The organism is Rhodopseudomonas sp. P2A-2r, assembly GCF_026015985.1.
GTDB lineage: Bacteria > Pseudomonadota > Alphaproteobacteria > Rhizobiales > Xanthobacteraceae > Tardiphaga.
On sequence record NZ_CP110389.1, the window covers coordinates 4,500,065 to 4,522,540 of the forward strand.

General features: G+C 66.9%; 17 protein-coding genes and 3 pseudogenes. 13 read left to right on the top strand and 7 right to left on the bottom strand.

What is annotated here, in order from left to right; all coding sequences use genetic code 11:
* The first annotated feature begins 159 nt into the window (after positions 1-159).
* The 4 genes and pseudogenes from cobG (at position 160) to cobJ (ending at position 3,584) form a co-directional block, all read left to right on the top strand.
* Positions 160-1,440, top strand: a complete 1,281-nt coding sequence (gene cobG / locus ONR75_RS21760) for a precorrin-3B synthase (protein ID WP_265079078.1) — start codon at positions 160-162, stop codon at positions 1,438-1,440.
* Positions 1,437-2,069 (top strand): precorrin-8X methylmutase, encoded by a 633-nt coding sequence (locus ONR75_RS21765; RefSeq protein ID WP_265079079.1) that lies wholly within the window; start codon positions 1,437-1,439, stop codon positions 2,067-2,069. The genes cobG and ONR75_RS21765 overlap by 4 nt, the downstream gene beginning before the upstream one ends.
* Positions 2,066-2,823: pseudogene (locus ONR75_RS21770) on the top strand (precorrin-2 C(20)-methyltransferase). Before ONR75_RS21765 ends, ONR75_RS21770 begins: the two are co-directional and overlap by 4 nt.
* A complete protein-coding gene (gene cobJ, locus ONR75_RS21775; protein WP_265079080.1) occupies positions 2,820-3,584 on the top strand; it encodes a precorrin-3B C(17)-methyltransferase in 765 nt (254 codons plus the stop codon). Before ONR75_RS21770 ends, cobJ begins: the two are co-directional and overlap by 4 nt.
* Here cobJ and ONR75_RS21780 read toward each other — a convergent pair.
* On the bottom strand, positions 3,551-4,321 hold the full coding sequence (locus tag ONR75_RS21780; protein WP_265079081.1) for a cobalt-precorrin-6A reductase: 771 nt from the start codon (positions 4,319-4,321) through the stop codon (positions 3,551-3,553). The genes cobJ and ONR75_RS21780 overlap by 34 nt on opposite strands.
* Positions 4,322-4,334: 13 nt before the next feature.
* Between ONR75_RS21780 and cbiE the strand changes: the two genes are divergently transcribed.
* Genes cbiE through cobM form a run of 3 tightly spaced genes read left to right on the top strand, consistent with a single transcriptional unit; the run spans position 4,335 to position 6,708 of the window.
* The gene (cbiE, locus tag ONR75_RS21785) at positions 4,335-5,570 is read left to right on the top strand and encodes a precorrin-6y C5,15-methyltransferase (decarboxylating) subunit CbiE (RefSeq protein ID WP_265079082.1); all 1,236 of its coding nucleotides are present in this window, start codon (positions 4,335-4,337) and stop codon (positions 5,568-5,570) included.
* The gene (locus ONR75_RS21790; protein WP_265079083.1) at positions 5,549-5,950 is read left to right on the top strand and encodes a cobalamin biosynthesis protein; all 402 of its coding nucleotides are present in this window, start codon (positions 5,549-5,551) and stop codon (positions 5,948-5,950) included. Before cbiE ends, ONR75_RS21790 begins: the two co-directional genes overlap by 22 nt.
* Positions 5,947-6,708: a precorrin-4 C(11)-methyltransferase gene (cobM, locus tag ONR75_RS21795; RefSeq protein ID WP_265079084.1), complete on the top strand. Its 762-nt coding sequence runs from the start codon at positions 5,947-5,949 to the stop codon at positions 6,706-6,708. The genes ONR75_RS21790 and cobM overlap by 4 nt, the downstream gene beginning before the upstream one ends.
* 198 nt (positions 6,709-6,906) lie before the next feature.
* Here cobM and ONR75_RS21800 read toward each other — a convergent pair.
* The 3 genes and pseudogenes from ONR75_RS21800 to ONR75_RS21810 form a co-directional block, all read right to left on the bottom strand.
* Positions 6,907-8,018, bottom strand: a pseudogene (locus ONR75_RS21800) (cobalt-precorrin-5B (C(1))-methyltransferase).
* Between the two features lie 60 nt (positions 8,019-8,078).
* On the bottom strand, positions 8,079-11,054 hold the full coding sequence (locus ONR75_RS21805) for a bifunctional [glutamine synthetase] adenylyltransferase/[glutamine synthetase]-adenylyl-L-tyrosine phosphorylase (RefSeq protein ID WP_265079085.1): 2,976 nt from the start codon (positions 11,052-11,054) through the stop codon (positions 8,079-8,081).
* On the bottom strand, positions 11,051-12,517 hold the full coding sequence (locus ONR75_RS21810; protein ID WP_265079086.1) for an ATP-binding protein: 1,467 nt from the start codon (positions 12,515-12,517) through the stop codon (positions 11,051-11,053). Before ONR75_RS21810 ends, ONR75_RS21805 begins: the two co-directional genes overlap by 4 nt.
* A 224-nt stretch (positions 12,518-12,741) precedes the next feature.
* On the opposite strand from ONR75_RS21810, the gene ONR75_RS21815 reads away from it, so the two are divergent.
* Both ONR75_RS21815 and ONR75_RS21820 read left to right on the top strand, forming a co-directional pair.
* On the top strand, positions 12,742-13,146 hold the full coding sequence (locus tag ONR75_RS21815; protein ID WP_265079087.1) for a hypothetical protein: 405 nt from the start codon (positions 12,742-12,744) through the stop codon (positions 13,144-13,146).
* 65 nt (positions 13,147-13,211) lie between these two features.
* Positions 13,212-13,631, top strand: coding sequence for a DUF4174 domain-containing protein (locus tag ONR75_RS21820; RefSeq protein WP_265079088.1), 420 nt, complete (start codon positions 13,212-13,214; stop codon positions 13,629-13,631).
* A gap of 39 nt (positions 13,632-13,670) precedes the next feature.
* On the opposite strand, the gene ONR75_RS21825 is transcribed toward ONR75_RS21820, so the two are convergent.
* From ONR75_RS21825 to ONR75_RS21835, 3 genes are all read right to left on the bottom strand, one after another.
* Entirely contained in the window at positions 13,671-14,351 is a 681-nt protein-coding gene (locus tag ONR75_RS21825; RefSeq protein ID WP_265083761.1) for a response regulator transcription factor, read from the bottom strand.
* A 271-nt stretch (positions 14,352-14,622) separates the two neighbouring features.
* Entirely contained in the window at positions 14,623-16,221 is a 1,599-nt protein-coding gene (locus ONR75_RS21830) for a Do family serine endopeptidase (RefSeq protein WP_265079089.1), read from the bottom strand.
* A 265-nt stretch (positions 16,222-16,486) separates the two neighbouring features.
* Complete coding sequence (locus tag ONR75_RS21835; protein ID WP_265079090.1) at positions 16,487-17,830, bottom strand: methyl-accepting chemotaxis protein; 1,344 nt, start codon at positions 17,828-17,830, stop codon at positions 16,487-16,489.
* 518 nt (positions 17,831-18,348) lie between these two features.
* Between ONR75_RS21835 and ONR75_RS21840 the strand changes: the two genes are divergently transcribed.
* The 4 genes and pseudogenes from ONR75_RS21840 to ONR75_RS21855 all read left to right on the top strand — a co-directional run bounded on the left by ONR75_RS21840 (position 18,349) and on the right by ONR75_RS21855 (position 22,459).
* The gene (locus ONR75_RS21840; RefSeq protein WP_265079091.1) at positions 18,349-19,461 is read left to right on the top strand and encodes an ABC transporter substrate-binding protein; all 1,113 of its coding nucleotides are present in this window, start codon (positions 18,349-18,351) and stop codon (positions 19,459-19,461) included.
* Entirely contained in the window at positions 19,439-20,494 is a 1,056-nt protein-coding gene (locus tag ONR75_RS21845; protein ID WP_265079092.1) for an ABC transporter permease, read from the top strand. The genes ONR75_RS21840 and ONR75_RS21845 overlap by 23 nt, the downstream gene beginning before the upstream one ends.
* The gene (locus tag ONR75_RS21850; RefSeq protein WP_265079093.1) at positions 20,488-21,282 is read left to right on the top strand and encodes an ABC transporter ATP-binding protein; all 795 of its coding nucleotides are present in this window, start codon (positions 20,488-20,490) and stop codon (positions 21,280-21,282) included. Before ONR75_RS21845 ends, ONR75_RS21850 begins: the two co-directional genes overlap by 7 nt.
* Positions 21,276-22,459 (top strand): annotated as a pseudogene (locus tag ONR75_RS21855) (acyl-CoA dehydrogenase family protein). Before ONR75_RS21850 ends, ONR75_RS21855 begins: the two are co-directional and overlap by 7 nt.
* Positions 22,460-22,476 lie beyond the last annotated feature (17 nt).

The window sequence follows — 22,476 nt, forward strand, 5'->3', positions numbered from 1 at the left end:
AACCCGCCGCAGGGTTGCTCGCGGACATCCCTTCTATCGGCTCGATTCGACCGCCAGCGCCAGTTAGCGTAATTGTCGGCCAAATTGGAGCGGCCTTGCCACTGGCGCAGGGCGTCGCTCACCCGCCGAGCGGCGAAGACGGACAGAAACGAGCGGAATTTGGACGCGATCGAAATCAAGGGCTGGTGCCCGGGCGCCTTGCGGCCGATGCCGAGCGGCGACGGCCTGATCGTGCGCGTCCGGCCGCTGTTCGGCCGGCTCGGCGTGGACGACCTGTCCGCGCTCGGCGAGGCCGCCGCGCGGTTCGGCAACGGCCAGCTCGATCTGACGCGCCGCGCCAACCTGCAGATCCGCGGCGTCAGCAGGGCGGCGCTGGCGCCGTTGCAGCAGGGGATCCGGCGCATGGGATTGCTCGACAGCGATGCCGACGGCGAATCGGTGCGCAACGTCATGATCAATCCCACTGCCGGCATCGACCCGAGCGAAGTTTTGGACGTGCGCGAGGTTGCCGCTGCACTCACGAGAACGCTCATGGCGCGCGCGTCGCTGTGGTCGCTGCCGGGCAAGTTTGGCTTCATCGTGGATGGCGGCGGCGCGCTGGACCTGTCGGGCGAGCGCGCCGATATTCGCCTCGCTGCGGTCCGGGTGGATGCAGCGCCCATGCTCGCGGTCGGCCTGGACCGCCGCGGCGGCACGCTCTGGCTCGGCACGGTGACGCCGGACAGCGCCGCGGACGCCTGCATCGCAATCGCGACCGCTTATCTCGACGTGACCCAGCCCACGCAGCGGCGGCGCATGCGCGAACTATCCGAGACCGACGTCGCCGCGATCCGTTCGGTTGTAGCAGCGCGGCTTGGTCCGCGGCCCGATCGGCCGCCAGTCCCTGCACCGATCGCGCCCCGTCGCGTCGGTGCGTTCGATTTCGGCAACGGCCGCTTTGCCGTCGGCTTGGCGATGCCGTTCGGGCACATCGAGCATAACCAGATTCGGACGCTTGTGGCGGCTTTGACATCGGCCGGCGTCAGCGAGGTCAGACTCTCGCCCTGGCGCGTCCTCTACGCACAAGTCCCCGATGCGCCGTCCGCGCGGCGTCTGCTCGATAGCGCCGCCGGATGGATCGTCGCGGCGGACGATCCGCTGCTGCGCATCGAGGCCTGCCCCGGCGCGCCGTCCTGCGCATCGACGACGCTCAACACCCGGGCCATCGCGCGCCAGCTGGCGCCGCATCTCCCTGGCGGCTTCACCGGCAACATCCACGTGTCCGGCTGCGCCAAGGGCTGCGCCCGGTCGGCGCCGTCCGATCTGGTTCTGGTCGGCACCGGCGACCGCTTCGGCATCGTGCGCAACGGCACGGCGCGCGACCCGTTCTCCGAGTCCGTATCGGCATCCGAACTCGCGGCATTCCTCGACCGGATCTTTCGCTCCATGGCAACAGCATGACTGAACCGCACAACTACATTCGCGATGGCGAGGAAATCTATCGCAACTCCTTCGCCATCATCCGCACCGAATCCGATCTGGCGCGGTTCAACGCCGTGGAAGAGCGCGTTGCGGTGCGTATCATCCATGCCTGCGGCATGCCCGATATCGTCGACGACATCGAGATGTCGGCAACCTTCGCGGATCGTGCCCGCGCCGCGTTGCATGACGGCGCGCCCATCCTGTGCGACGCCAACATGGTGGCGCAGGGCATCACCCGCAAACGGCTGCCGCGCGACAACGAGGTGATCTGTACCCTCTCCGACCCCTCGGTTGCCGGCCTCGCCGCGCAACTCGGCAACACGCGCTCCGCAGCGGCGCTGGAACTATGGCGCCCGCGTCTCGCCGGCGCGGTGGTGGCCATCGGCAATGCGCCGACCGCCCTGTTCTATCTGCTCGAGATGCTCGATCGCGGCGCGCCGCTGCCGGCTGCGGTGATCGGCGTACCGGTCGGCTTTGTCGGCGCCGCCGAATCCAAGCAGGCGTTGGCCCTGCAGGCCCATGTGCCGTTTCTTGTGGTCCACGGCCGCCGTGGCGGCAGCGCCATGGCCGTGGCAGCCATCAATGCCCTGGCGAGCGACCGCGAATGACAACCATCGAAAGCCTCGCGGGCCGCGCCGCTGCGGGGACATTGTACGGCATCGGCGTCGGACCGGGTGACCTGCGCTACATCACGCTGCGCGCTGCAGCCCTGGTGCAGAGCGTCGACGTGGTGGCATTCTTTGCCAAGCGCGGCCTGCAGGGCAATGCGCGCGGCATTGTCGCGCCGTTGATCGCCGCCGGGCGCCACGAATTGCGACTTGAATATCCGGTGACCGACGAAGTCCCCACCCATGATGCCGCGTATCGCGAGCCGATCGCCCGCTTCTACGAAGAGAGCGGCGATCTGCTGGCCGCGCAGCTGCGGCAGGGCAAATCGGTCGGGCTGCTGGCCGAGGGCGATCCGTTCTTCTACGGCTCGTTCATGCATATGTGGCGCCGTCTCGACACGCTATTCCCGATCGAGGTCGTGCCCGGCGTCACCGGCATGTCGGGCGCGTGGACCCGCGCCAATGCACCGATCACCTGGGGCGACGATGTGCTGACCGTGCTGCCCGGCACGCTCGACGAGGCGCAGCTGACGCGGCGGCTCGGCGACACCGACGCCGCCGTGATCATGAAGGTCGGCAAGAACCTCGAAAAATCCGCCGCGCCGTCACGGCCGCCGGGCTTCTGGAGCGCGCGATCTATGTGGTGCGCGGCACCATGGCCGAACAGCGCATCATGCCGCTGGCGGATTGCAACGATGCCACGGCGCCATATTTTTCCATGGTGCTGATTCCCGGGCAGGGGCGACGGCTGTGAGCGGCTCCCTCGTCATCATCGGCCTCGGCCCGGGCTCGCCCGACTATCTCACGCCGTCGGCGGCGCGGGCGCTGGCTGTCGCCACCGACCTGATCGGCTACAGCGTCTATATCGATCGCATTCCCGTCAATGATCCCGCGCAGGTGCGTCACGGCACCGGCAACCGCGTCGAGGCCGATCGCGCGCGCCATGCGCTTGAGCTTGCGGTCGGAGGCCGCCATGTCGCCGTGGTGTCGGGCGGCGATCCGGGCGTGTTCGCCATGGCCGCTGCGGTCTTCGAGGCGATCGAGGCCGGCGATCCCGCCTGGCGGCAGCTCGACATCCGGGTCGAACCGGGCATCACCGCGATGCTCGCTGCGGCAGCCGAAGTCGGTGCGCCGCTCGGCGGCGACTTCTGCGCCATCTCGCTGTCCGACAATCTGAAATCCTGGGAGACCATCGCCAAAAGGCTCGCAGCAGCCGCCGATGGCGACTTCGTCATCGCGTTCTACAACCCGGCCTCGTCCGCACGGCCGCACCAGATCGGGCTCGCCTTCGAGCTGTTGCGCGCCAGGAAGGCGCCGGAGACCGTGGTGCTGCTGATCCGTAACGCCGCCATGCCCGATGTCCGCGTCGTCGTCACCACGCTGGCAGAGGTCGATGCCGCCTTGGTCGACATGCGCACGCTGGTGATCGTCGGCGCCTCCACAACCCGGCTGCTGGCGCGCGACGGCAAGACGCCGTGGGTCTACACGCCGCGCGCCGAACGCGACAGACTGTGATGCAGCCGTTGCTCAAGCCAGGGAATTGCGGCGGCTGGACTGGCAAGCCAATCGCCACGCGGCTTGTGCGGACGCGCTATCATCACCACCGGAATCCCGCGTTCGCGCGCCGCGACGATTTTCGCATAGGCGGCACCGCCACCCGAATTTTTCGATACGATCACCTCGACCTGTTCGTCGTCGAGCAGCGCCGCCTCAGACGCCAGATCGAACGGCCCGCGCGCCAACCGCACATGGAGATCGGGCGGCAGCGCGATATCGCCAGGCGGATCGACCATGCGGGCGACGTAGTGGTGCTGCGGCGCGGCCGCGAAGGCGCTGAGTTCGAGTCGCCCTACCGTCAGCAACACCCGGCGCGGCGCCGCTCCGAGCGCCCCCACGGCGTCCGTGACGCTGTCGACGCTGCGCCAGTCATCGCCGGGCACTGGCTGCCATGCCGGCCGGTCGATCGACGTCAGCGGAATCCCGAGCTGCGCGCAGGCAGCCACGGCATGGGCCGACATCTGCGCGGCAAAGGGATGGGTGGCGTCGATCACCGCCTCGGTGCCATGCTCGCGCAGCCAAGCTTTGAGACCATCGACACCGCCGAAGCCGCCGCTCCGCAGCGGCACCGCCTGCGCCCGGGGATTCAGGGTACGTCCTGCCAGCGACAGGATCGCATCGAAGCGGCCGTCGGCCGCGAGCAGCGGCGACAATTCGGACGCTTCGGTGGAGCCGCCGAGAACGAGAACACGCATCGGGACATCCCGCATGAAAACTGATGCCGCAACCTGCACAATGCCGCGCTGGCTGTCTATCGTCGGAATCGGCGAGGATGGCATCGATGGCCTGTCCGCCGTGGCCAAGCGTCTCGTTGCCGCGGCCGAGCTGGTGGTCGGCGGCGCCCGCCACCTCGCAATGGCCGATGCACTCATCGGCGGGCGCAGGCTCGCCTGGTCGAGCCCGCTCGATGCCACGCTGCAGGAGATAGCGCGGCACCGCGGCCGCGCCGTCGCCGTGCTGGCGAGCGGCGATCCGTTTCATTTCGGCATCGGCAAGCAACTGGCCGCCATTGCCGGGCCGGAGGAGTTCATCTGCCTGCCGCAGCCCTCCGCCTACAGCCTCGCCGCGGCGCGGCTCGGCTGGTCGCTGCAGGAGGTCGCTTTGGTGACATTGCACGGCCGCGCGCTGGAAGGCGTGATCCGCTATCTGCAACCCGGCGCACGCATTCTCGCGCTGTCATGGGACGGCACCACGCCGGCCCGGATCGCCGCTTTGCTCGCCGCGCGCGGCATGGGGACATCGCGCATCACCGTGCTCGAGGCGATGGGCGGCCCGCGCGAAAGACTGCGCCAGGCCAGGGCGGACCATTTTGATATTGACGACATCGCGCCCCTGAACACGATCGCCATCGAGGTGTTGTGCGCGCCCGGCGCGATGACGCTGCCGTTCGCGCCCGGCCTCGACGACTCCTGCTTCGAGAATGACGGCCAGCTGACAAAGCGCGAGATCCGCGCGGTGACCCTGTCGGCGCTGGAGCCGCGCCATGGCGAGTTGCTGTGGGATGTCGGCCTCGGCGCCGGCTCCGTCGCCATCGAATGGCTGCTGCGACATCCGTCGCTGCGCGCGATCGGCATCGAGTCGCGCGCCGATCGCGCCGATCGTGCCGCGCGCAATGCGGCGTCGCTCGGCACGCCTGAACTCACCATCGTGCAGGGCGCAGCGCCGCTGGCATTGCAGGGTCTGGCTGCGCCCGACGCGGTGTTCGTCGGCGGCGGCATGGGCGACGACGGCGTGTTTGAAGCAGTATGGGGCGCGCTGAAACCCGGCGGGCGCCTGGTCGTCAACGCGGTGTCGCTGGAGACCGAGTCCCGGCTCGGCGACTATTTCCGCGCGCACGGCGGCGAACTGGTACGGCTGCAGGTGGCCAGGGCCGATCGCGTCGGCAGCATGTATGGCTGGCGCCCGGCGATGCCGGTCACGCAATGGCGGGTGATCAAGTCGTGATGGTCGCCGGCATCGGATGCGGACGCGATACCAAAGCAGCAGAGATCGTCGCGCTGATCGATATCGCGTTGAAGCAGTCCGACATCGCGAAAGGCGATCTCGCCGCACTCGCCACCGAGAGCACGAAAGCCGACGAGCCCGGCATCATCGAAGCAGCGCGACAGCTAGCGCTGCCGCTGCTGCGCTGTTCGCTGGCGCAGCTCGATGCCGTCGACGACAAATTGCTGACGCGCTCGCAGCGCGTGCTGGACATCAAAGGCACGGCTTCGATTGCCGAGGCTGCGGCACTGGTCGGCGCGGGTCGCCAAGCAAGGCTGCTCGGCGCGCGCATCGTGGCCGGCAGGGTCACCTGCGCCATCGCAGAAGGTGAAGGTTCATGACGGTCCATTTCATCGGCGCCGGCCCCGGCGCGCCCGATCTGATCACCCTGCGCGGTCGCGACCTGATCGCGGCATCGCCGGTGTGTCTCTATGCGGGCTCGCTGGTGCCGCAGGCGCTGCTTGCCCATTGCCCGCCGGGCGCGCGCATCCGCGATACCTCAGGCATGGCGCTCGACGACATCGTCGCCGAATTTTCGCGCGCGCATGAGGCGGGACAGGACGTAGCCCGGCTGCACTCCGGCGACCTGTCGATCTGGAGCGCGCTCGGCGAACAGTTGCGCCGGCTCGATGCGCTGCAGATTCCCTACACCGTCACGCCCGGCGTCCCCGCCTTCGCCGCCGCAGCCGCTGCGCTGGCGAAAGAGTTGACGCTTCCGGAAGTCGCGCAATCGGTGGTGCTGACGCGCACCTCCGGGCGCGCCTCGGCGATGCCCGAGGCGGAAAAACTCTCGACCTTCGCCGCGACCGGCGCGACGCTGGCGATCCATCTGTCGATCCATGTCATCGACAAGGTCGTCGCCGACCTGCTGCCGGACTATGGCGCCGATTGTCCGGTGGCGGTGGTGTTCCGCGCCAGCTGGCCGGATGAGCAGATTCTGCGCGGCACGATCGGCACGATCGCTGCTGCCGTTGCCGACACGACCATCGAACGCACGGCGCTGATCCTGGTCGGCAAGGCGCTGGGATCCGATGATTTCCGCGACAGCGCGCTGTACAGCGCCGACTATCGCCGGAGGTTTCGCGGCGGTGTGGAGTAGCTGTCATTCCGGGGCGCGCCTCTTTACCTCTCCCCGCTTGCGGGGAGAGGTCGGAGTCCTGAGCGGAGCGAAGGGCTCCGGGTGAGGGGAGTCGGTGTTTCACTCGATAGTCCCCTCGCCCGACATCCACGCTTCGCGTGAATGTCGACCTCTCCCCGCACGCGGGGAGAGGTGAAGGAAGAGCGGTCACCGCTACGTTTACCCTGCCCGCCCCACGATCTTTCCATCGCGGTCGAACACGGCGACGTCGAGCGCGATCTGCGATCCGTCGAGCACCTTGGCCGCAGTTTTCCACGCCGCCTTGGCGACGAACTCACCGACCGGAACGTTGCGCCGTTCCGCCTCGCGCAGCACCAGCAGCGCGGTATTGGCATCGCGGCCCAACTGCACGAGGTCGTCGGGCGCCCCGTGCTCGGACAACAGTGTCGACAGCCAGTTCATGTCGACGCTGCCGGCGCGCGAATGCAGATCGAGCAGCCCCTGGCCGAGCTTGGTCATCTTGGCGAAGCCGCCGGCGATGGTGATGCGCGGCACCGGATGCCGCCTGGCGTATTTCAGCATGCCGCCGACGAAGTCACCCATGTCGATCAGCGCCGAGCCGGACAGGCCGTGCAGCGCCTGCACGGCCGCTTCCGATGTCGATCCGGTGGCTCCCGCGATATGGCGGAGGTCGCAGGCGCGCGCGACATCGATGCCGCGATAGATGGAGTGGATCCACGCTGCGCAGGAATACGGCACGACGATTCCCGTGGTGCCGAGGATCGATAATCCGCCGACAATGCCGAGGCGGCCGTTCAGGGTGTTTTCGGCCAGCGTGGCACCGCCGGGGATCGCGATCTCCACCACCACATCGCCCGTGCCGCCGTATCTTGCCATGACCTCACCGACCGCGGCGCGCATCATCTCGCGCGGCACCGGATTGATGGCCGGCTCGCCGGGCGGCAGCGGCAGCCCCGGCTTGGTGACGGTCCCGACCCCTCGCCCGCCATGAACACCACGCCCGATCCCGGCCGCCCCGGCCGCACTGTCGCCTTGACCAGCGCGCCATGGGTGACATCCGGATCGTCGCCGGCATCCTTCACCACGCCGGCAGTCGCCGCCTCGGCACCGACCTCGGACATAGCCACCGCAAAACTGACGCGGTTGCCGCCGGGCAATTCGATCTCGACGATATCCGGGCAATCGCCGCTCACCAGCGCCTGACAGGCCGCGCGCGTCGCGGCCGTGGCGCAGGCGCCCGTGGTCCACCCACGCCGCAGCGGTTTGTCCGGCACCTCCAGGTCGGCGTCGTCGCTCACGTCAAAATCCATGTCATGCTGAAGCGACTTATAGCCTTTTCCGCCGCGCAACGCGCGCGGCTCGCGCCGTTTTCAGCTCCCCGAGCTGTCGCCCTCGACCAGCGCTCGGAACACCCGGCGCACGTCGAGCTGGGTTTCCCGCACACGCGCCTCCAGCGACGAAAAATCCGGTGCGTCGCCGGCGCGGGTCAGCACGCGCAGCAGGTCTTCGCCGGCGGTGTCCGGCTTGAACTTGCTGCTGACACACAGGCGCAGGATCTGCGTGAGGTCGTGATACAGCCGTGCCGCCGGCCGCAGGATTTCCGCGTCGGAGGATTGCAGCAGACCGAGCCGGGCCGCGTTGTTGAGGACCTGCAGCGTATTGACGCTGAGGATCTCAGGTGTGGTCGCGGCGTGAACGAGCTGCAGGTACTGGGCGATGAACTCGATATCGACCATTCCGCCGGCGGCATATTTGAGATCCCAGCCGTCGCTTTCGCCCTTTTCCAGCGCGATGGCGCGGCGCATTTCCGCGACGTCGCTTGCGATGACGGCGCGGTCGCGCGGCCGCATCAGCACTGCGCGGATCACGTCATCGATACGGGCACGAAACTCGGGCGGTGCCGAGATCACCCGCGCCTTGCACAGCGCCATGTGCTCCCAGGTCCAGGCTTCATGGTTCTGATATTCGGCGAATGAATCGATCCGCGACGCCAGCGGCCCTGCCCTGCCCGACGGCCGCAGCCGCATGTCGACATCGTAGAGCACGCCGTAATTGGTGCGGGTGGTGAAGGCGCTGATCAGCCGCTGCGTCAGCCGCGCGAAATATTGCGCACCATGCAGCGGTCGCGCGCCGTCGGAATCCGGTTCTTCCAGGTCGTGGTCATAGATCAGGATCAGATCGAGATCCGACGATGCGGTCATCTCCCGGCTGCCCAGCCTGCCCATCGCCAGGATCGCGGTGTGCTGGCCCTTGATGCGGCCATGCTGGCTGGCGAACTGATCCATCACCAGGCCGTGCAGCGTGTGGGTGATACCTTCGGCGACGTCGGCAAAGGCAATCCCGGCCTGCTGCGCCGACACTGTGCCGGACAGGATGCGCGCGCCGATCAGGAACAGGCTCTCCTGCCCGAACAGCCGGAGGCGATCGAGAAATTCCTCGTAGGAATTGGCGTCCTGCAATGTCGCCGCCAGCCGCAGCGACAGCTCGTGCTGGTCCGGCATCGCGCCGAAGAAGCGCGGGTCGATCAGCCCGTCCATGATCTGCGGCTGCCGCGCCAGCATGTCGCCGAGTCGTGGCGCCGCGCCGAGGACGAGCGCCACCAACGCCACCAGATCGCGGTTCTGGCTGAGCAACGAGATCAGCCGGCCGCCGCGCTGCAGCGCCTGCAGCAGGCGGTCGAACGCCGCCACCGCATTGTCCGGCTCCTCGGCATCGGCGAGCCCCGCGATCAGCGCCGGCACGAACTCGACGAAGGCCTGCCGCGTGCTCTCGATCCGTAGCACGCGGTAGGTCCCGGCCATCCATTGCTGCACCGTCTCCGCCACCATGATCGGCTTGCGGAAGCCGAGCTTGCTGTAATGTTCGAGCAGTCGCGGATCGCCGGGGCCGGTGCTGTAGTCGATTGCCGGCAACTGCACGGTGCCAGTCGGGTCGCCTTCGAACAGCCGGCCGTAGTGCCCCTGCACGCAGTGCAGATGCGCCATCAGCTCGGCCACAAAGGACGCGCGGCCGTCATAGCCGAGAAAGCGTGAAAAGCGTTCAACCGCTTCGACACTGTCCGGCAGGCTGTGGGTCTGCTCGTCGGCGATCATCTGCAGTCGGTGTTCGACACGGCGCAGGAAAAGATAGGCCGCGGTCAGTTCGTCGCGCGCCTCCAGCGTGATCCAGTTGCTCGACGCCAGCACCTGCAACGCTTCAAGCGTCGGCCGCACCCGCAGTTCGGGATGCCGTCCGCCGGCGATCAACTGCTGGGTCTGCGCGAAGAACTCGATCTCGCGGATGCCGCCGCGGCCGACCTTGACGTTGTGGCCCTCGACCATCACCTCGCTCTGGCCGCGAAAGCTCTGCATCTGCCGCTTCATGTCATGGACATCGGCGAGCGCGGCAAAATCGAGATGCTTGCGCCAGACAAACGGCGCGATCTCCGCCAGCAGCGCCTCGCCCGCCTTGGCGTCGCCGGCGCAGGGCCGCGCCTTGATCATGGCGGCGCGCTCCCAGGTGCGGCCCTCGCGCTCGTAGTAATGCAGCGCCGACGCGACCGAGATCGCCACCGGTGTCGAGGCCGGGTCAGGCCGCAGCCGCAGGTCGACCCGGAACACATAGCCGTCGCCGGTGCGCTGCTGCAGCAACCGCGACAACCCCTGCGCCACGCGCACGAAAAACGGCTGCGGCTCGAGCCCGTCGGCCAGCACGGTGGCATCGCCGTCGAAGAAGACGATCAGATCGATGTCGCTGGAATAGTTCAGCTCGCCGGCGCCCATCTTGCCCATCGCCAGCACGACAAGGCCGCTGCCGACCTCGGGCGCATCGCTGTCCACGGGCAAAAGCCGGCCGCGCATCGCCTCCTGCCGCAGCAGGAAGCGCAGCGCCGCTTGCACGGAGGCGACGGCAAGGTCGGTCAGCGCGCCGGTCACCCGCATCACCGGCCAGACGCTGCCGATGTCGCACAGTGCGATCAGCAATGCCGCTTCGGCCTTCATGGCGCGCAGCAGCTGCATGGCTTCGGCTTCGCTCCCGGCCGCGATCACGGCCGCAGAGGTGCGTTCGATCAGCATTGCCAGATGGCTGTCCGGCGCTCCGCGCAGCAACCGCAACGCGCGCGCGGGATCGCCGCGGATCAGGTCGAACAGGTACGGTGACGCTTCGGCAATGCCGACCAGCGTGGATTTGACATGGGGAAACTGCTCAGCGACAGCGCGGAAGGCGCTGGACTGGGCCGGCTCAAGCTCGATGAGCCAGTCGGTGAGGCGCTGCTCGGCTTCGGCGGGTGCAAACACCTGGGGCCCGCTGACGAACGCGGCAGCCAGATGAAATTGGTCCGCGTCGCCCTTCGCGGATGAGGTCATGCCGTCTTCTGTGGCACATTCGACGTTTGAATCGCAAGACCCTCACCGGTGCCCGCGGGCAGCGCCAGTGTCGCACGCAGACCGGGCGCGGCGTCGCCGAGCCTGAGTTCACCGCCATGCAGCGTCGCCACCGCAGAAGCGAGGCTCAGCCCCAGCCCGGAACCCGGCAGCGTCCGGCTGGCCTCGAGCCGCACGAAGCGCTCCACGGCGTGCTTGCGGTCGGCCTCGGGAATGCCCGGGCCATGGTCGGTGACACTCAGCAGCACCCGGTCGCCGTCACGCCGCGCCTCGATCAGGATCTCCCGGAGGTCCCTGCCCTCCGCAGCACCGCCGTTCGCGGGCTGCGGCAGCAGCGGCGGCTGGCCGTATTTGATCGCGTTCTCCACCAGATTGGCCAGCGCCTGGCTGATCAGCTCGCGGTTGCCATGCATCGGCGCATGATCCGTACTGACGGCGAGCGTCAGGCCACTGTCTTCAGCGAGCGGCTCGTAGAGTTCGTGAATGCCCTGCGCCACATCGGCGGCGTCGAACTCCGCCATGTTGTCGCGCGCCTGGCCGGATTCCGCGCGCGCGATCATCAAGAGCGCGTTGAACGTCCGGATCAGGCCGTCGGATTCCTCGATGGTGCGTTCCAGCGCGGCGCGGTATTCGGCCTCGTTGCCAGCGGTCGCCAGCGCGTCCTCGGCGCGGTTGCGCAGCCGCGTCAGCGGCGTCTTGAGATCGTGGGCGATGTTGTCGGAGACTTCCTTCAGCCCCATCATCAGCGCCTCGATGCGCTCCAGCATGGCGTTGAGGTTTTCCGCGAGGCGATCGAGCTCGTCGCCGCTGCGTCCGACCGGCAGCCGGCCGGAGAGATCGCCGGACATGATGCGTTGCGTGGTGCCGGTCATGGCGTCGATCCGGCGCAGCACTCGCCGCGCCACGAAGATGCCGCCGCCGAGGCCGAGCACCACCACGATCAGCACCGACCATTGTGCCGCATTGGCAACGATGCCGAACAGCCGCCGCCGCTCCTCGAGATCGTGGCCGATCAGCAGGCGGAAGCCGCTGGACAGCTGCGACACCCGAACCAGCGCGCGGTGCCCGGAGGAGTCGGGATCGTCGAGCCGGCGGTAGGCGGTTTCCGACCAGCCGCTGCTGGCCATCACGCCGGGCTCCAGCGAAGCCACGTTGCCGGCGATGGATTGCCCCGCCGGCGTGGTGATCAGATAGAGATTGGCACCGGGCCGCAGCGCCCGGTTCTCGATGGCGAACACGATGCCGCGCAGGCCGCGCCGGGCGAACAGCTCGCTCAGCTCGTCCATCTCGCCATCCACCGTGGTGGTGATCTGGTCATTGATCAGCCGCCGCGTATTCCAGGCGAAATAGCCCAGCAGCGACGCCGCGAACAGCGCGAAGATAAACAGATAGGCCAGCGTCAGCCGGAATGCGGTGGTACGGATGAGTTTGCCGAATGCCGTCACGAATATTGGACTCTCATGGATCGCTGCGACCGTCCGGCGCAGATCATGCCGCATCCTATCAGCGGCGGCGCTGCGCCGACAGCGTTGGATCATGAGACGTTCGTAATGTGCCGTTGGGTCCTGCCGACCCGGCGTCAGGAGCGGGCGACTGCGCTCGCGGCCATCGACAACGCCGTGCAAATACCGCTTAAATGGCGCTGTGCAAATGTAGTCGCGTTGTGCCGATGACAGAACCGACCGAACACGATCATGGATTGCTGGGCCTCGTCGACCGGCTTCTGCGGAAGCCGGAAAAACCCGTGCCCGTGCCGACGGTCGTCCCCGAGGACGCGCTCGGCCCGCCCGTCGAAGCCGAAGCCGCGTCCGACCTGCTGGAGCCTCAACTCACCGCCGAAGGCCCACGCACCTGCAGCCCGCAGGAAATGACCGAGATCATTCTGCGCGCGCTCAGAGCCATCGACGGCTGTCCCAAACAGGGCTTTGAGGTGGTCGTGTACGGCTCAAGGCCGTGGAATGCGATGCTGCGCATCACACCGGCAGCGGGCGCGGTCACGGACGCTCCAGCATGGCGCGCGCGGGTACGCGCCATGGCCTATGTGTTGCGCGGCCAATACGACGTGGTGGGGTAGAACTGATGGCTCGCCGACAATGACGGTGAGCACAGAGCGGCGATGCGAAACAGGTGGACCTCGCGATGAGACTTGCAGGCAAGACGGGATTACTTGTTCTTTGTTCTATGATTGGTGTCGCCATGTCCGCTGAGGCGAGGAGCACGTCGCTGTCCAGCTTCCAATGGAAGAACCGCGTGCTGGTGGTGATGGCCCCGGGCCGGCAGGATGAAAGCCTGGCTGCGCAACGCCGAATCTTCCAACAGAACGCCAGCGGCATGGCCGAGCGGCAGATCGTGCTGATCGAAGCTGCCGACGACGACGACCGCTCCCGGGAGCTCCGCCGGCAGTTTTCGGGCGGCGACAGGGCGTTCAAGGTCGTGCTGGTGGGGAAAGATGGCAATGCCGCGGTGTCATCCGACAGGCCGCTAGCCGCGAACGAGTTGTTCGGCAAGGTGGACGCCATGCCGATGCGCCGCGACGAGATGCGGCGAAAGGAGAAATAGTCCGGACGACGGCGGCTATCCGCTGGACACTCCGCGACGCTACTTCATCCCGTCGCGGATCATGTAGCCGGCGCCGCGGATGGTGTGCAGCAGCGGTTTCTCAAAACCCTTGTCGATCTTCGAGCGCAGGCGCGAGATGTGGACGTCGATGACGTTGGTCTGCGGATCGAAGTGATAGTCCCAGACGTTTTCCAGCAGCATGGTGCGGGTCACCACCTGCCCGGCATGCTTCATCAGATATTCGAGCAGCCGGAATTCGCGCGGCTGCAGCGTCAGTTCCTCGGTGCCGCGGGCGACGCGGTGCGACAGCCGGTCGAGTTCGAGGTCGCCGACCCTGTAGCTGGTCTCCTCTGTCGGTCCGCCATTGCGGCGGGACAGCACCTCGACGCGCGCCAGCAGTTCGGCGAAGGCGTAGGGCTTCGGCAGATAGTCATCGCCACCGGCGCGAAGACCCTTGATGCGGTCGTCGACCTGGCCCAGTGCGGAGAGGATCAGCGCCGGGGTGCGGTTGCCCTTCTCGCGCAGGGCGCCGATCACGCTCAGGCCGTCGCGCTTGGGCAGCATGCGGTCGACCACCAGCACGTCGTAGGCACCGTCCTCGGCGAGCGCCAATCCCTCTTCGCCATCGCTGGCCTGGTCGGCGACATAGCCGACCTCGCGAAACGCCTTGACCAGATAGTCGGCGGATTCGCGGTCGTCTTCGATGATCAGCAGGCGCATCTGGGGAACGGGTTCTGTTCGGGTGTTGTGAATTTCCATCACCATGGCGCGCACGGGCCTCTCATGCAAGGCGGCGGAATGCGCCTTGACTGGAAATGAAACGGGCGGTGAAGCTGGGGGAGACTTCACCGCCCGTCATGCCTTCCGACGGAGGGGGCTTATCCTTCGGAAGGTAACGGCGGGGAGCGGGTTTTCACCCGCTCCCCAGGAAAGCGCCGTCGGCGGGGGCGACGATGCCAGCGGCACTTCCCATTCGCTCAAGTGTGCGGGATCAGCCCTTGGCCAGCGGCACCGCGACGAAGCGCGACGAACCGCCACTGCGAACCCTGATCAGCACGCTGTTCTTGTTCTCGGTCCGCGCCGCGACGATCGCCTCGCGCACGTCGCCGGGGCTGGCCACGTTCTTGCCGGCCACTTCGAGGATCACATCGCCTTCCTTGAAGCCACGCTCGGCGGCGGGGCTCTTGGGATCGACTTCGGTGACCACCACGCCGTCCTTGCCGGCACCCGCCACCGTGCTGGACGGTGCCAGCGTCAGGCCAAGGCGCGGCACGTCGGAACCGCGCGACGAACTGCCCTTGTCGCCGCCGTCGATGTCGGCCTTGGCCTCGATCGAGTTGGGCAACTGGCCGAGCGTCAGGCTCAGTTCCTTGTCCTTGCCCTTGTGGATCACGTTGAGCTTGACCGAGTTGCCCGGGGCAAATCCGCCGATGGTGCGTGCCAGTTCGCGGGCGTCCTTGACCACTGTGCCGTTGACCGCGGTGATGACATCGCCGGATTCGATGCCGGCCTTGGCCGCCGGACCGTCGGATTGCGGCTCAGCCACCAGCGCGCCTTCCGCCTTCTTCAGGCCAAGGCTGTCGGCGATGTCCTGGGTCACCGGCTGGATCTGCACACCGATCCAGCCGCGGCTGACGGTGCCCTTGTCCTTGAGCTGCGCGATCACCGTCTTCACGGTGGAGGCAGGGATCGAGAACGCGATACCGACGCTGCCGCCGGACGGCGAATAGATCGCGGTGTTGACGCCCATCACTTCGCCGGAGGTGTCGAAGGCCGGGCCACCCGAGTTGCCCTTGTTCACGGGCGCGTCGATCTGGATGAAATCGTCATAGGGGCCGTTGCCGATGTCGCGACCGCTGGCCGAGACGATGCCGGCGGTCACGGTGCCGCCGAGGCCGAACGGATTGCCGACCGCGAGCACCCAGTCGCCGATCCTCGGCTTGCCGTCAGCCAGCTTCGCGAACGGGAAGTTGCTGCCGCCCTCGACCTTTATCAGGGCCAGGTCGGTGCGCGGATCGGTGCCGATCACCTTCGCCTTGTAGGTCGTGCCATCATCGGTGGTCACTTCCACCTTGTCGGCGCCATCGACCACATGGTTGTTGGTCACGGCAAACCCGTCGGCCGAGATGAAGAAGCCCGAGCCCTGCCCGGTCACCGCGCCGCGTCCGCCGCGCGGACCGCCGCGCATGCCGGGCGGCAGGCCATCCGGACCGTTGAAGCGCTTGAAGAAGCGTTCCATCGGCGAGCCCGGCTGGAACGGCGAATCCTCGTTGCTGCCGCTGTCGTCACGGGCTGCAACCTTCTCCTTGATGTTGACCTTGACCGAGATCACCGACGGCTTCACACGCTCGACGATGTCGGCAAAGCCGATCGGCTTCTGGGCTTCCTGCTTGACCTGCCTGTCGACCTGCGCATGGGCCGGCGTCGAGAAGATGTCGAGCGAATGCGGCGACGGGCTGAGGCCGTAAGCGGCGACGCCGAGGCCGGCGACGACCGACGCCATCAGCGCAAACTTGCGCGCAGAGAACAGCGAGCGGCGAGCCGGCTTGTAGGACGGCAGTTCATTGAAATCGGTGGGGCGGTCGGTCATTCGAATTCTCCAGAACCTGAATCAACGGTGCGGGGGCAGGCACCTGACAGGACTGAAGATGGGGTTTCCCGCCTTACCGTGCGCTGGCGGGGGAATTAATGTTTCGTAATATGACAGCGCGGGTGTGTGGCGGGATGTCGCAGGCGAACTCGCAGCGGAGCTGACCGGCACTTCGACATGAGACAGCGTTGAGCCTGCCAGAACGACGAAAGACGCCATCACGCAATGCTGTTGCGATGACTTGTAGGACTGCGTGGCGAGAGGCTTACGCCGCCTTGACGCTGACGATGAAGCCGTCAACTTCGCGCTTCAGGGTTTCCGCCTGACGCGACAGATCGACCGCGGAGTCGCGCGCATCGCTCGCCATCCGCCCGGTCTCCGACGAGGTCGAGGTGATCTGGACGATATGGTTGGAGACGTCCAGGGTGCCGCGCGCCGCGTCCTGCACGCTGTTCGAGATGTCCTGCGTCGCAGTGCGCTGCTGCGCCGTGTCGACCTCGATGCCGGTCATGATCTCGCTGATTTCCGCGATGGTGTTCGAGATGCCGTCCATCGCCTCGCGGGTCTCGCCGGTGATGCCCTGAATGCTCGCGACCTGCAGCGAGATTTCTTCGGTGGCCTTGCTGGTCTGGTCCGCGAGATGCTTGACCTCGGTGGCGACCACGGCAAATCCCTTCCCGGATTCGCCGGCGCGGGCCGCCTCGATGGTGGCGTTCAGTGCCAGCAGATTGGTCTGCGATGCGATGGCCTGCACCAGTTGCACGACTGCGCCGATCTTCTCGGCGGCTTCCGAGAGCGTGTGGATGGTATCACGGCTCTTGCGGGCCTGTGCGGCGGCGCCTTCGGCGCGGTGGGTGGCGTTGCTGACGCGCTGGCTGATGGTGCCGATGGAGGTCGTCATCTCCTCTGCGGAGCTGGCGACCGTCTGGACGCTGGTGCTGGCCTGGCTCGCGGCGCTGGCGACGGCGTTGGCCTTGGCTGTGGTTTCGTTGGCGGCCTGCGACAGGGCTTCGGCATTGCTCTTCAAGCGGGTCGCGGACGACGCGACGCTGCCCACCACGTTGGCGATCAGCCCGTTGAAATCCCGGATCTTGTCATCGAGAAAGCGCGAGCGCTCGCTCTGGTGCGCGGCTTCCAGCAGTTGCTGTTGCGTGAGGCGCTGCCGTTCCAGGCCATTGGTCTTGAATATCTCGAGCGCGCCGGCCAGAAGGCCGATCTCGTTCGGCTTGCCCAGGCCGGGAATGGCGGTGTCGTACTTCTGGTCGGCGACCTCCCGCATGGCGTGAACGATGGCGGCCAGCGGCCCCATGATCCCGTTGCGAACCGCGAAGAAGGTGGCCAGGCAAACCACCAGGGCAAAGATCGCGATGGCGACGCAAGCCATCAGAAAGTAGGAAAACGCCGCATGCGCCTGCTGATAGGTCTGCATGGCGTGGTCGTGGCTGGCGCCGCTGAGCGCGCCGAAATCGGCCGACAGGCTGACGATCTGGTTGTTGAGATACAGGACCGCGACAAAGCCGGTGCCGCCGCCGAAGGCCAGCAGGAGCAGCAATGCTCCCACAACGCCCCCGACCAGAAAGCGGATGGTCAGATTGCTGTTGGCGAACATGGGCTCTCTCGGGCAGGTCGAAACTGGCTGATTGCAGCGTGTTTTTGCAGACAAAGGTCAAGATTCCGTGAAAACAGGGGCCCGCATGAATCCTGCCCCATGCCGCTCGCTCATGGAGTACCTACGCCGCGGCCAGGTTGAGGCGGCGAGGCGGACCTCTCCTGCCTTGCCGCCACCCGCATGACGTGGTCGTCGGACTCATCCACGGAAATGAAATCGCCATGCGACGTTCAATACCAGCCGCAGAACTGTCGTAACCGGCACACGAACCGAATTCGCCTCCAGACAAATCGCGGGTGGAGATAAACTCTCCGAACCGCAGCACATTCAAAATTCCATTTCATTGACGATCATGATGCTGCCGCGCATCATCGCACCATCAGCTTCACCGTAGCGAGCGCCGACAACTCTGCGAAATTGAACCGGTTTCACTGAGCGTCAGCTTCGAAAGCATCAGGCAGCAACGCCCGCGCGTTGCGGCGACGGCGGCGCCTTGCCGTTTGCAGACAGGAGAGACCATGTCCATCGACAACGATCCGAACGTTAGCAAGGGCAAAACACTGCTCGATCGCCGCGGCTTGCTGCGCGCCGGTGCTGCCGCTGCGCTCGCAGCACCCATCGGCGTGTTCGGCGCGCAGGCCTTTCCGTTCCGTGCTGCGACGTCCGGCATCGACTTTTCCGAATTTCCGATCTGCAAGACCGCGTCCGATGCGCCGCCGCCAGGCGGCGCGCCGCGCAAGCTGAAACTGTCGTGGAATGCTGGCGCGGTGTGCCTCGCGCCGGTGCCGGTCGCCATCGACCACGGCTTCTTCCAGAAGCACAATCTCGACGTCGAGCTGATCAACTACAGCGGCTCCACCGACCAGTTGCTGGAGGCCATCGCCACCGGCAAGTCCGACGCCGGTCTCGGCATGGCATTGCGCTGGCTGAAGCCGCTGGAACAGGGCTTCGACGTCAAGATCGCTGCCGGCACCCATGGCGGCTGCATGCGCGTCCTGAGCAAGGTGAATTCCGGCGTCGACAAACTGTCCGACCTCAAGGGCAAGGTGGTCGCGGTGGGCGACCTCGCCGGCCCCGACAAGAACTTCTTCTCGATCCAGCTCGCCAAGCAGGGCATCGATCCCAACAAGGACGTCGACTGGCGCCCCTACCCCGGCAGCCTGCTGCAGCTCGCCGTCGAGAAGGGCGAAGTGCAGGCATTCCTGGCCTCCGACCCGATCGCCTATCTCTGGCTGAAGGACACCGCGTACAAGGAAGTCGCGTCCAATCTCGACGGTGAATACAAGGACAAGACCTGCTGCATTCTCGGCCTGCGCGGCAGCCTGGTGCGCGAGGAGCCGCAGGTGGCGCGGGCGATCACGCAGGCGCTGCTCGATGCGGCGATGTTCACCGCGCAGAATCCCGACAAGGCCGCGGCCTCGTTCGCGCCCTATGCGCCGAAGAACGCCTGCATCGCCGACCTGCAGGGCATGGTGCGCTACCACACCCATCATCATCACCCGGTGGGCGAGGCCCTGAAGCGCGAGCTCAAGGCCTATGCCGACGACCTGAAGACGGTCTCCGTGTTCAAGCCCAGCACCGATACGACGAAATTTGCGGAGAAGATCTATGTCGACGTATTCGGAGTCTGACATCGCGCCGTTCGGCGCGGATCGTGAGACGGTGCTGGTCGCCGGCGACGGCGGCCTGCATATCGCGAGCAAGCTTCGCGCAAGTCATCTAGGCCTCAGCATCTCCGGCATCGGGGCCGGGCTCGCCTGGCTGGCTTTCGGCCTGTCATGCCTGTGGTGGCCCGATATCGGTGACTGGCCGCGTACCGAAGCGGTGGCCTACACCGCCTTCGCCGTCGCCGCGGCAATCGTCGTCGCGACAGCGGCGCGCGGGGCGCTCGGCAAGTTCGGCGCCGGCCTGCAGCAACGCGCACCGTGGTTTCTTGCGCTCGGCCTGTTCCTGACGCTGTGGGAAGTCACCACCGCGAAATTCGCCTGGCTGCCACTGCCGTTCTTTCCGCCGCCGCAGTCCATTGTCGAGGTCTACACCGACGATCTGCCCAAGCTGCTCGACAGCGTGTTCGCCTCCGTCAAACTGCAGCTCGGCGGCTACTTCATCGGCGCCACCGTCGGCTTCCTCACCGGCGTGTCGATCGGCTGGTCGCGCGCGGTCGGCTACTGGGTGCATCCGGTGCTGCGCTTCATCGGTCCGCTGCCGGCCACCGCCTGGCTGCCGATCGCCTTCTTCACCTTCCCGTCGAGCTGGAGCGCCTCGACCTTCCTGATCGCGCTGGCCACCGGCTTTCCGGTGACGGTGCTCACATGGTCGGGCGTGGCGAGCGTCAGCAGCGCCTATTACGACGTGGCGCGCACGCTTGGCGCCAAGCCGTCGTTCCTGGTGCTGAAGGTGGCGATCCCCGCCGCTTTGCCGCACGTGTTCGTCGGCCTGTTCATGGGATTGGGATCGTCGTTCGCGGTGCTGGTCGTCGCCGAGATGATCGGCGTCAAGGCCGGGCTCGGCTGGTACCTGCAATGGGCGCAGGGCTGGGCCGCCTACGCCAACATGTATGCGGCGCTGATCGTGATGTCGCTGCTGTGCTCCGGCGCCATCACCCTGTTGTTCAGGACTCGTGACCATCTGCTGGTCTGGCAAAAAGGCGTCGTCAAATGGTAGCCCTCGCACGCGCCGAACATATCCCCGTCACGGCCGGAGCCGCGCTGGACATCGCCGGCGTCAGCCACGCCTTCGACATCGACGGCAATGTGCTGCCGGTGCTCGACAATGTCAGTTTCAGCGCCGCGCCCGGCGAATTCGTCGCGCTGCTCGGGCCGTCCGGATGCGGCAAGTCCACGCTGCTGCGTCTCGTTGCCGGCCTCGAGCCGCCGCGCGCCGGCACCTTGCGTGAGGACGGCGAACTGATCACGCAACCGCATCCATCGCGGGTGGTGGTGTTCCAGGATCCGACATTGTTTCCATGGCGCACCGTCTGGAACAATGTCGCGCTCGGGCTGGAAGCCCAGGGCATTCTCAAGACGCAACGGCACCGCGTCGATGCCGCCATCGATCTGGTGGGGCTGACGACGTTCAGGAACGCGTACCCGCACCAGCTCTCCGGCGGCATGGCGCAACGGGTCGCATTGGCCCGCGCGCTGGTCAACGACCCCAAGATCCTGGTGCTCGACGAGCCGCTGGGGAAGCTGGATTCGCTGACGCGCATCACCATGCAGGCCGAACTGGTTTCGCTGTGGCAGCGCAGCGGCTTCACGGCGCTGCTGGTCACCCATGATGTGGAGGAAGCCCTGTTCCTGGCCAACCGCGTCATCGTGTTCAGCGATCGCCCTGCAACCATCAAGGCCGACATCGCGGTGGACCGTCCCTACCCGCGCCACCGTGGCGATCCGCATCTGGCGGAACTGCGAAAGCATATTCTCGGGCTGCTGGGATTGGACGCGACATGGTGAGCCGGCTGAACATTCTCAAACACGACGACCAGCACGGTGACACCGCGTCGGGCAGCCGGGAGAAAGCCGTCCAACTCGCCGCTGGCTTCGCCGAGCGCGCGACGGCACACGATCGCGCTGGCAGTTTTCCGTTCGCGAATTTCCAGGAACTGTCCGATGCGGGCCTGCTGGCGCTGACGGTGCCGGAAGCACTGGGCGGCGGCGGCGCCGGCCTGCGCGAGGCGGCCGACGTGGTCAGCATCATCGCCAGGGCCGATCCGTCAACCGCCCTGGTGCTGTCGATGCACTACATCCAGCATCTGATCATCGCGCGGAGCCCGCGCTGGCCGGCCCATCTGGCCCGCAGGCTGGCCAAGGAGACTGTCGATGGGCTGGCGCTGATCAATGCGCTGCGCGTCGAACCGGACCTCGGCTCGCCGTCGCGTGGCGGCCTGCCGGCGACGACCGCACGGCGCACCGAAACCGGCTGGCGGCTGAGCGGACGAAAGATCTATTCGACGGGGTCGCCGATTTTGAAGTGGTATGCGGTGTGGGCGAAGACTGACGAGCCGGAGCTCCGCGTCGGCCTGTTCCTGGTGCCCGCCGGCCTGCCCGGCACGCGCATCGTGGAAACATGGGACCATATCGGGCTGCGCGCATCGGGCAGCCATGACGTGGTGTTCGACGATGTGGTGTTTCCCCTCGACCACGAGATCGATGTGCGCCGGCCGGACCAATGGGGGCGCCCGACCCGCTCCAGGCCAGCGCGCACAACGTGTTCATCGCCGCGATCTACGATGGCGTGGCGCGTGCCGCACGCGACTGGCTGGTGCATTTCCTCAACAGCCGCGTGCCGTCGAATCTCGGCGCATCGCTGGCAACCCTGCCGCGGGTGCAGGAAGCGGTCGGCGGCATCGAAGCGCATCTCGCCGTCAACGCCCGACTGATCGCCAGCTTCGCCGGTGATTTCGACGATGGCATCGCCATCGGCGCTTCGGACTCCAACATCCTGAAACTCACCGTCACCGAGAACGCCATCGCCGTCACCCATGCGGCGCTGGCGCTGAGCGGCAATCACGGCCTCACCCGCGCCAATCCGCTGGAGCGGCACCACCGCGACGCGCTGTGCGGCCGCGTTCACACCCCGCAGGACGATGCCACGCGCATCGCCGCCGGCCGACTGGCGCTCGGCGTCTAGTCTTTTCACACCCAACA

Excerpts from the sequence above, each read along its gene's own strand:
- ONR75_RS21765 (WP_265079079.1), top strand. The coding sequence starts at position 1,437 with ATGACTGAACCGCACAACTACATTCGCGATGGCGAGGAAATCTATCGC.
- ONR75_RS21780 (WP_265079081.1), bottom strand. The coding sequence starts at position 4,321 with ATGCGTGTTCTCGTTCTCGGCGGCTCCACCGAAGCGTCCGAATTGTCG.
- cbiE (WP_265079082.1), top strand. The coding sequence starts at position 4,335 with ATGAAAACTGATGCCGCAACCTGCACAATGCCGCGCTGGCTGTCTATC.
- ONR75_RS21790 (WP_265079083.1), top strand. The coding sequence starts at position 5,549 with ATGGCGGGTGATCAAGTCGTGATGGTCGCCGGCATCGGATGCGGACGC.
- cobM (WP_265079084.1), top strand. The coding sequence starts at position 5,947 with ATGACGGTCCATTTCATCGGCGCCGGCCCCGGCGCGCCCGATCTGATC.
- ONR75_RS21805 (WP_265079085.1), bottom strand. The coding sequence starts at position 11,054 with ATGACCTCATCCGCGAAGGGCGACGCGGACCAATTTCATCTGGCTGCC.
- ONR75_RS21815 (WP_265079087.1), top strand. The coding sequence starts at position 12,742 with ATGACAGAACCGACCGAACACGATCATGGATTGCTGGGCCTCGTCGAC.
- ONR75_RS21820 (WP_265079088.1), top strand. The coding sequence starts at position 13,212 with ATGAGACTTGCAGGCAAGACGGGATTACTTGTTCTTTGTTCTATGATT.
- ONR75_RS21825 (WP_265083761.1), bottom strand. The coding sequence starts at position 14,351 with ATGCGCCTGCTGATCATCGAAGACGACCGCGAATCCGCCGACTATCTG.
- ONR75_RS21830 (WP_265079089.1), bottom strand. The coding sequence starts at position 16,221 with ATGACCGACCGCCCCACCGATTTCAATGAACTGCCGTCCTACAAGCCG.
- ONR75_RS21835 (WP_265079090.1), bottom strand. The coding sequence starts at position 17,830 with ATGTTCGCCAACAGCAATCTGACCATCCGCTTTCTGGTCGGGGGCGTT.
- ONR75_RS21840 (WP_265079091.1), top strand. The coding sequence starts at position 18,349 with ATGTCCATCGACAACGATCCGAACGTTAGCAAGGGCAAAACACTGCTC.
- ONR75_RS21845 (WP_265079092.1), top strand. The coding sequence starts at position 19,439 with ATGTCGACGTATTCGGAGTCTGACATCGCGCCGTTCGGCGCGGATCGT.
- ONR75_RS21850 (WP_265079093.1), top strand. The coding sequence starts at position 20,488 with ATGGTAGCCCTCGCACGCGCCGAACATATCCCCGTCACGGCCGGAGCC.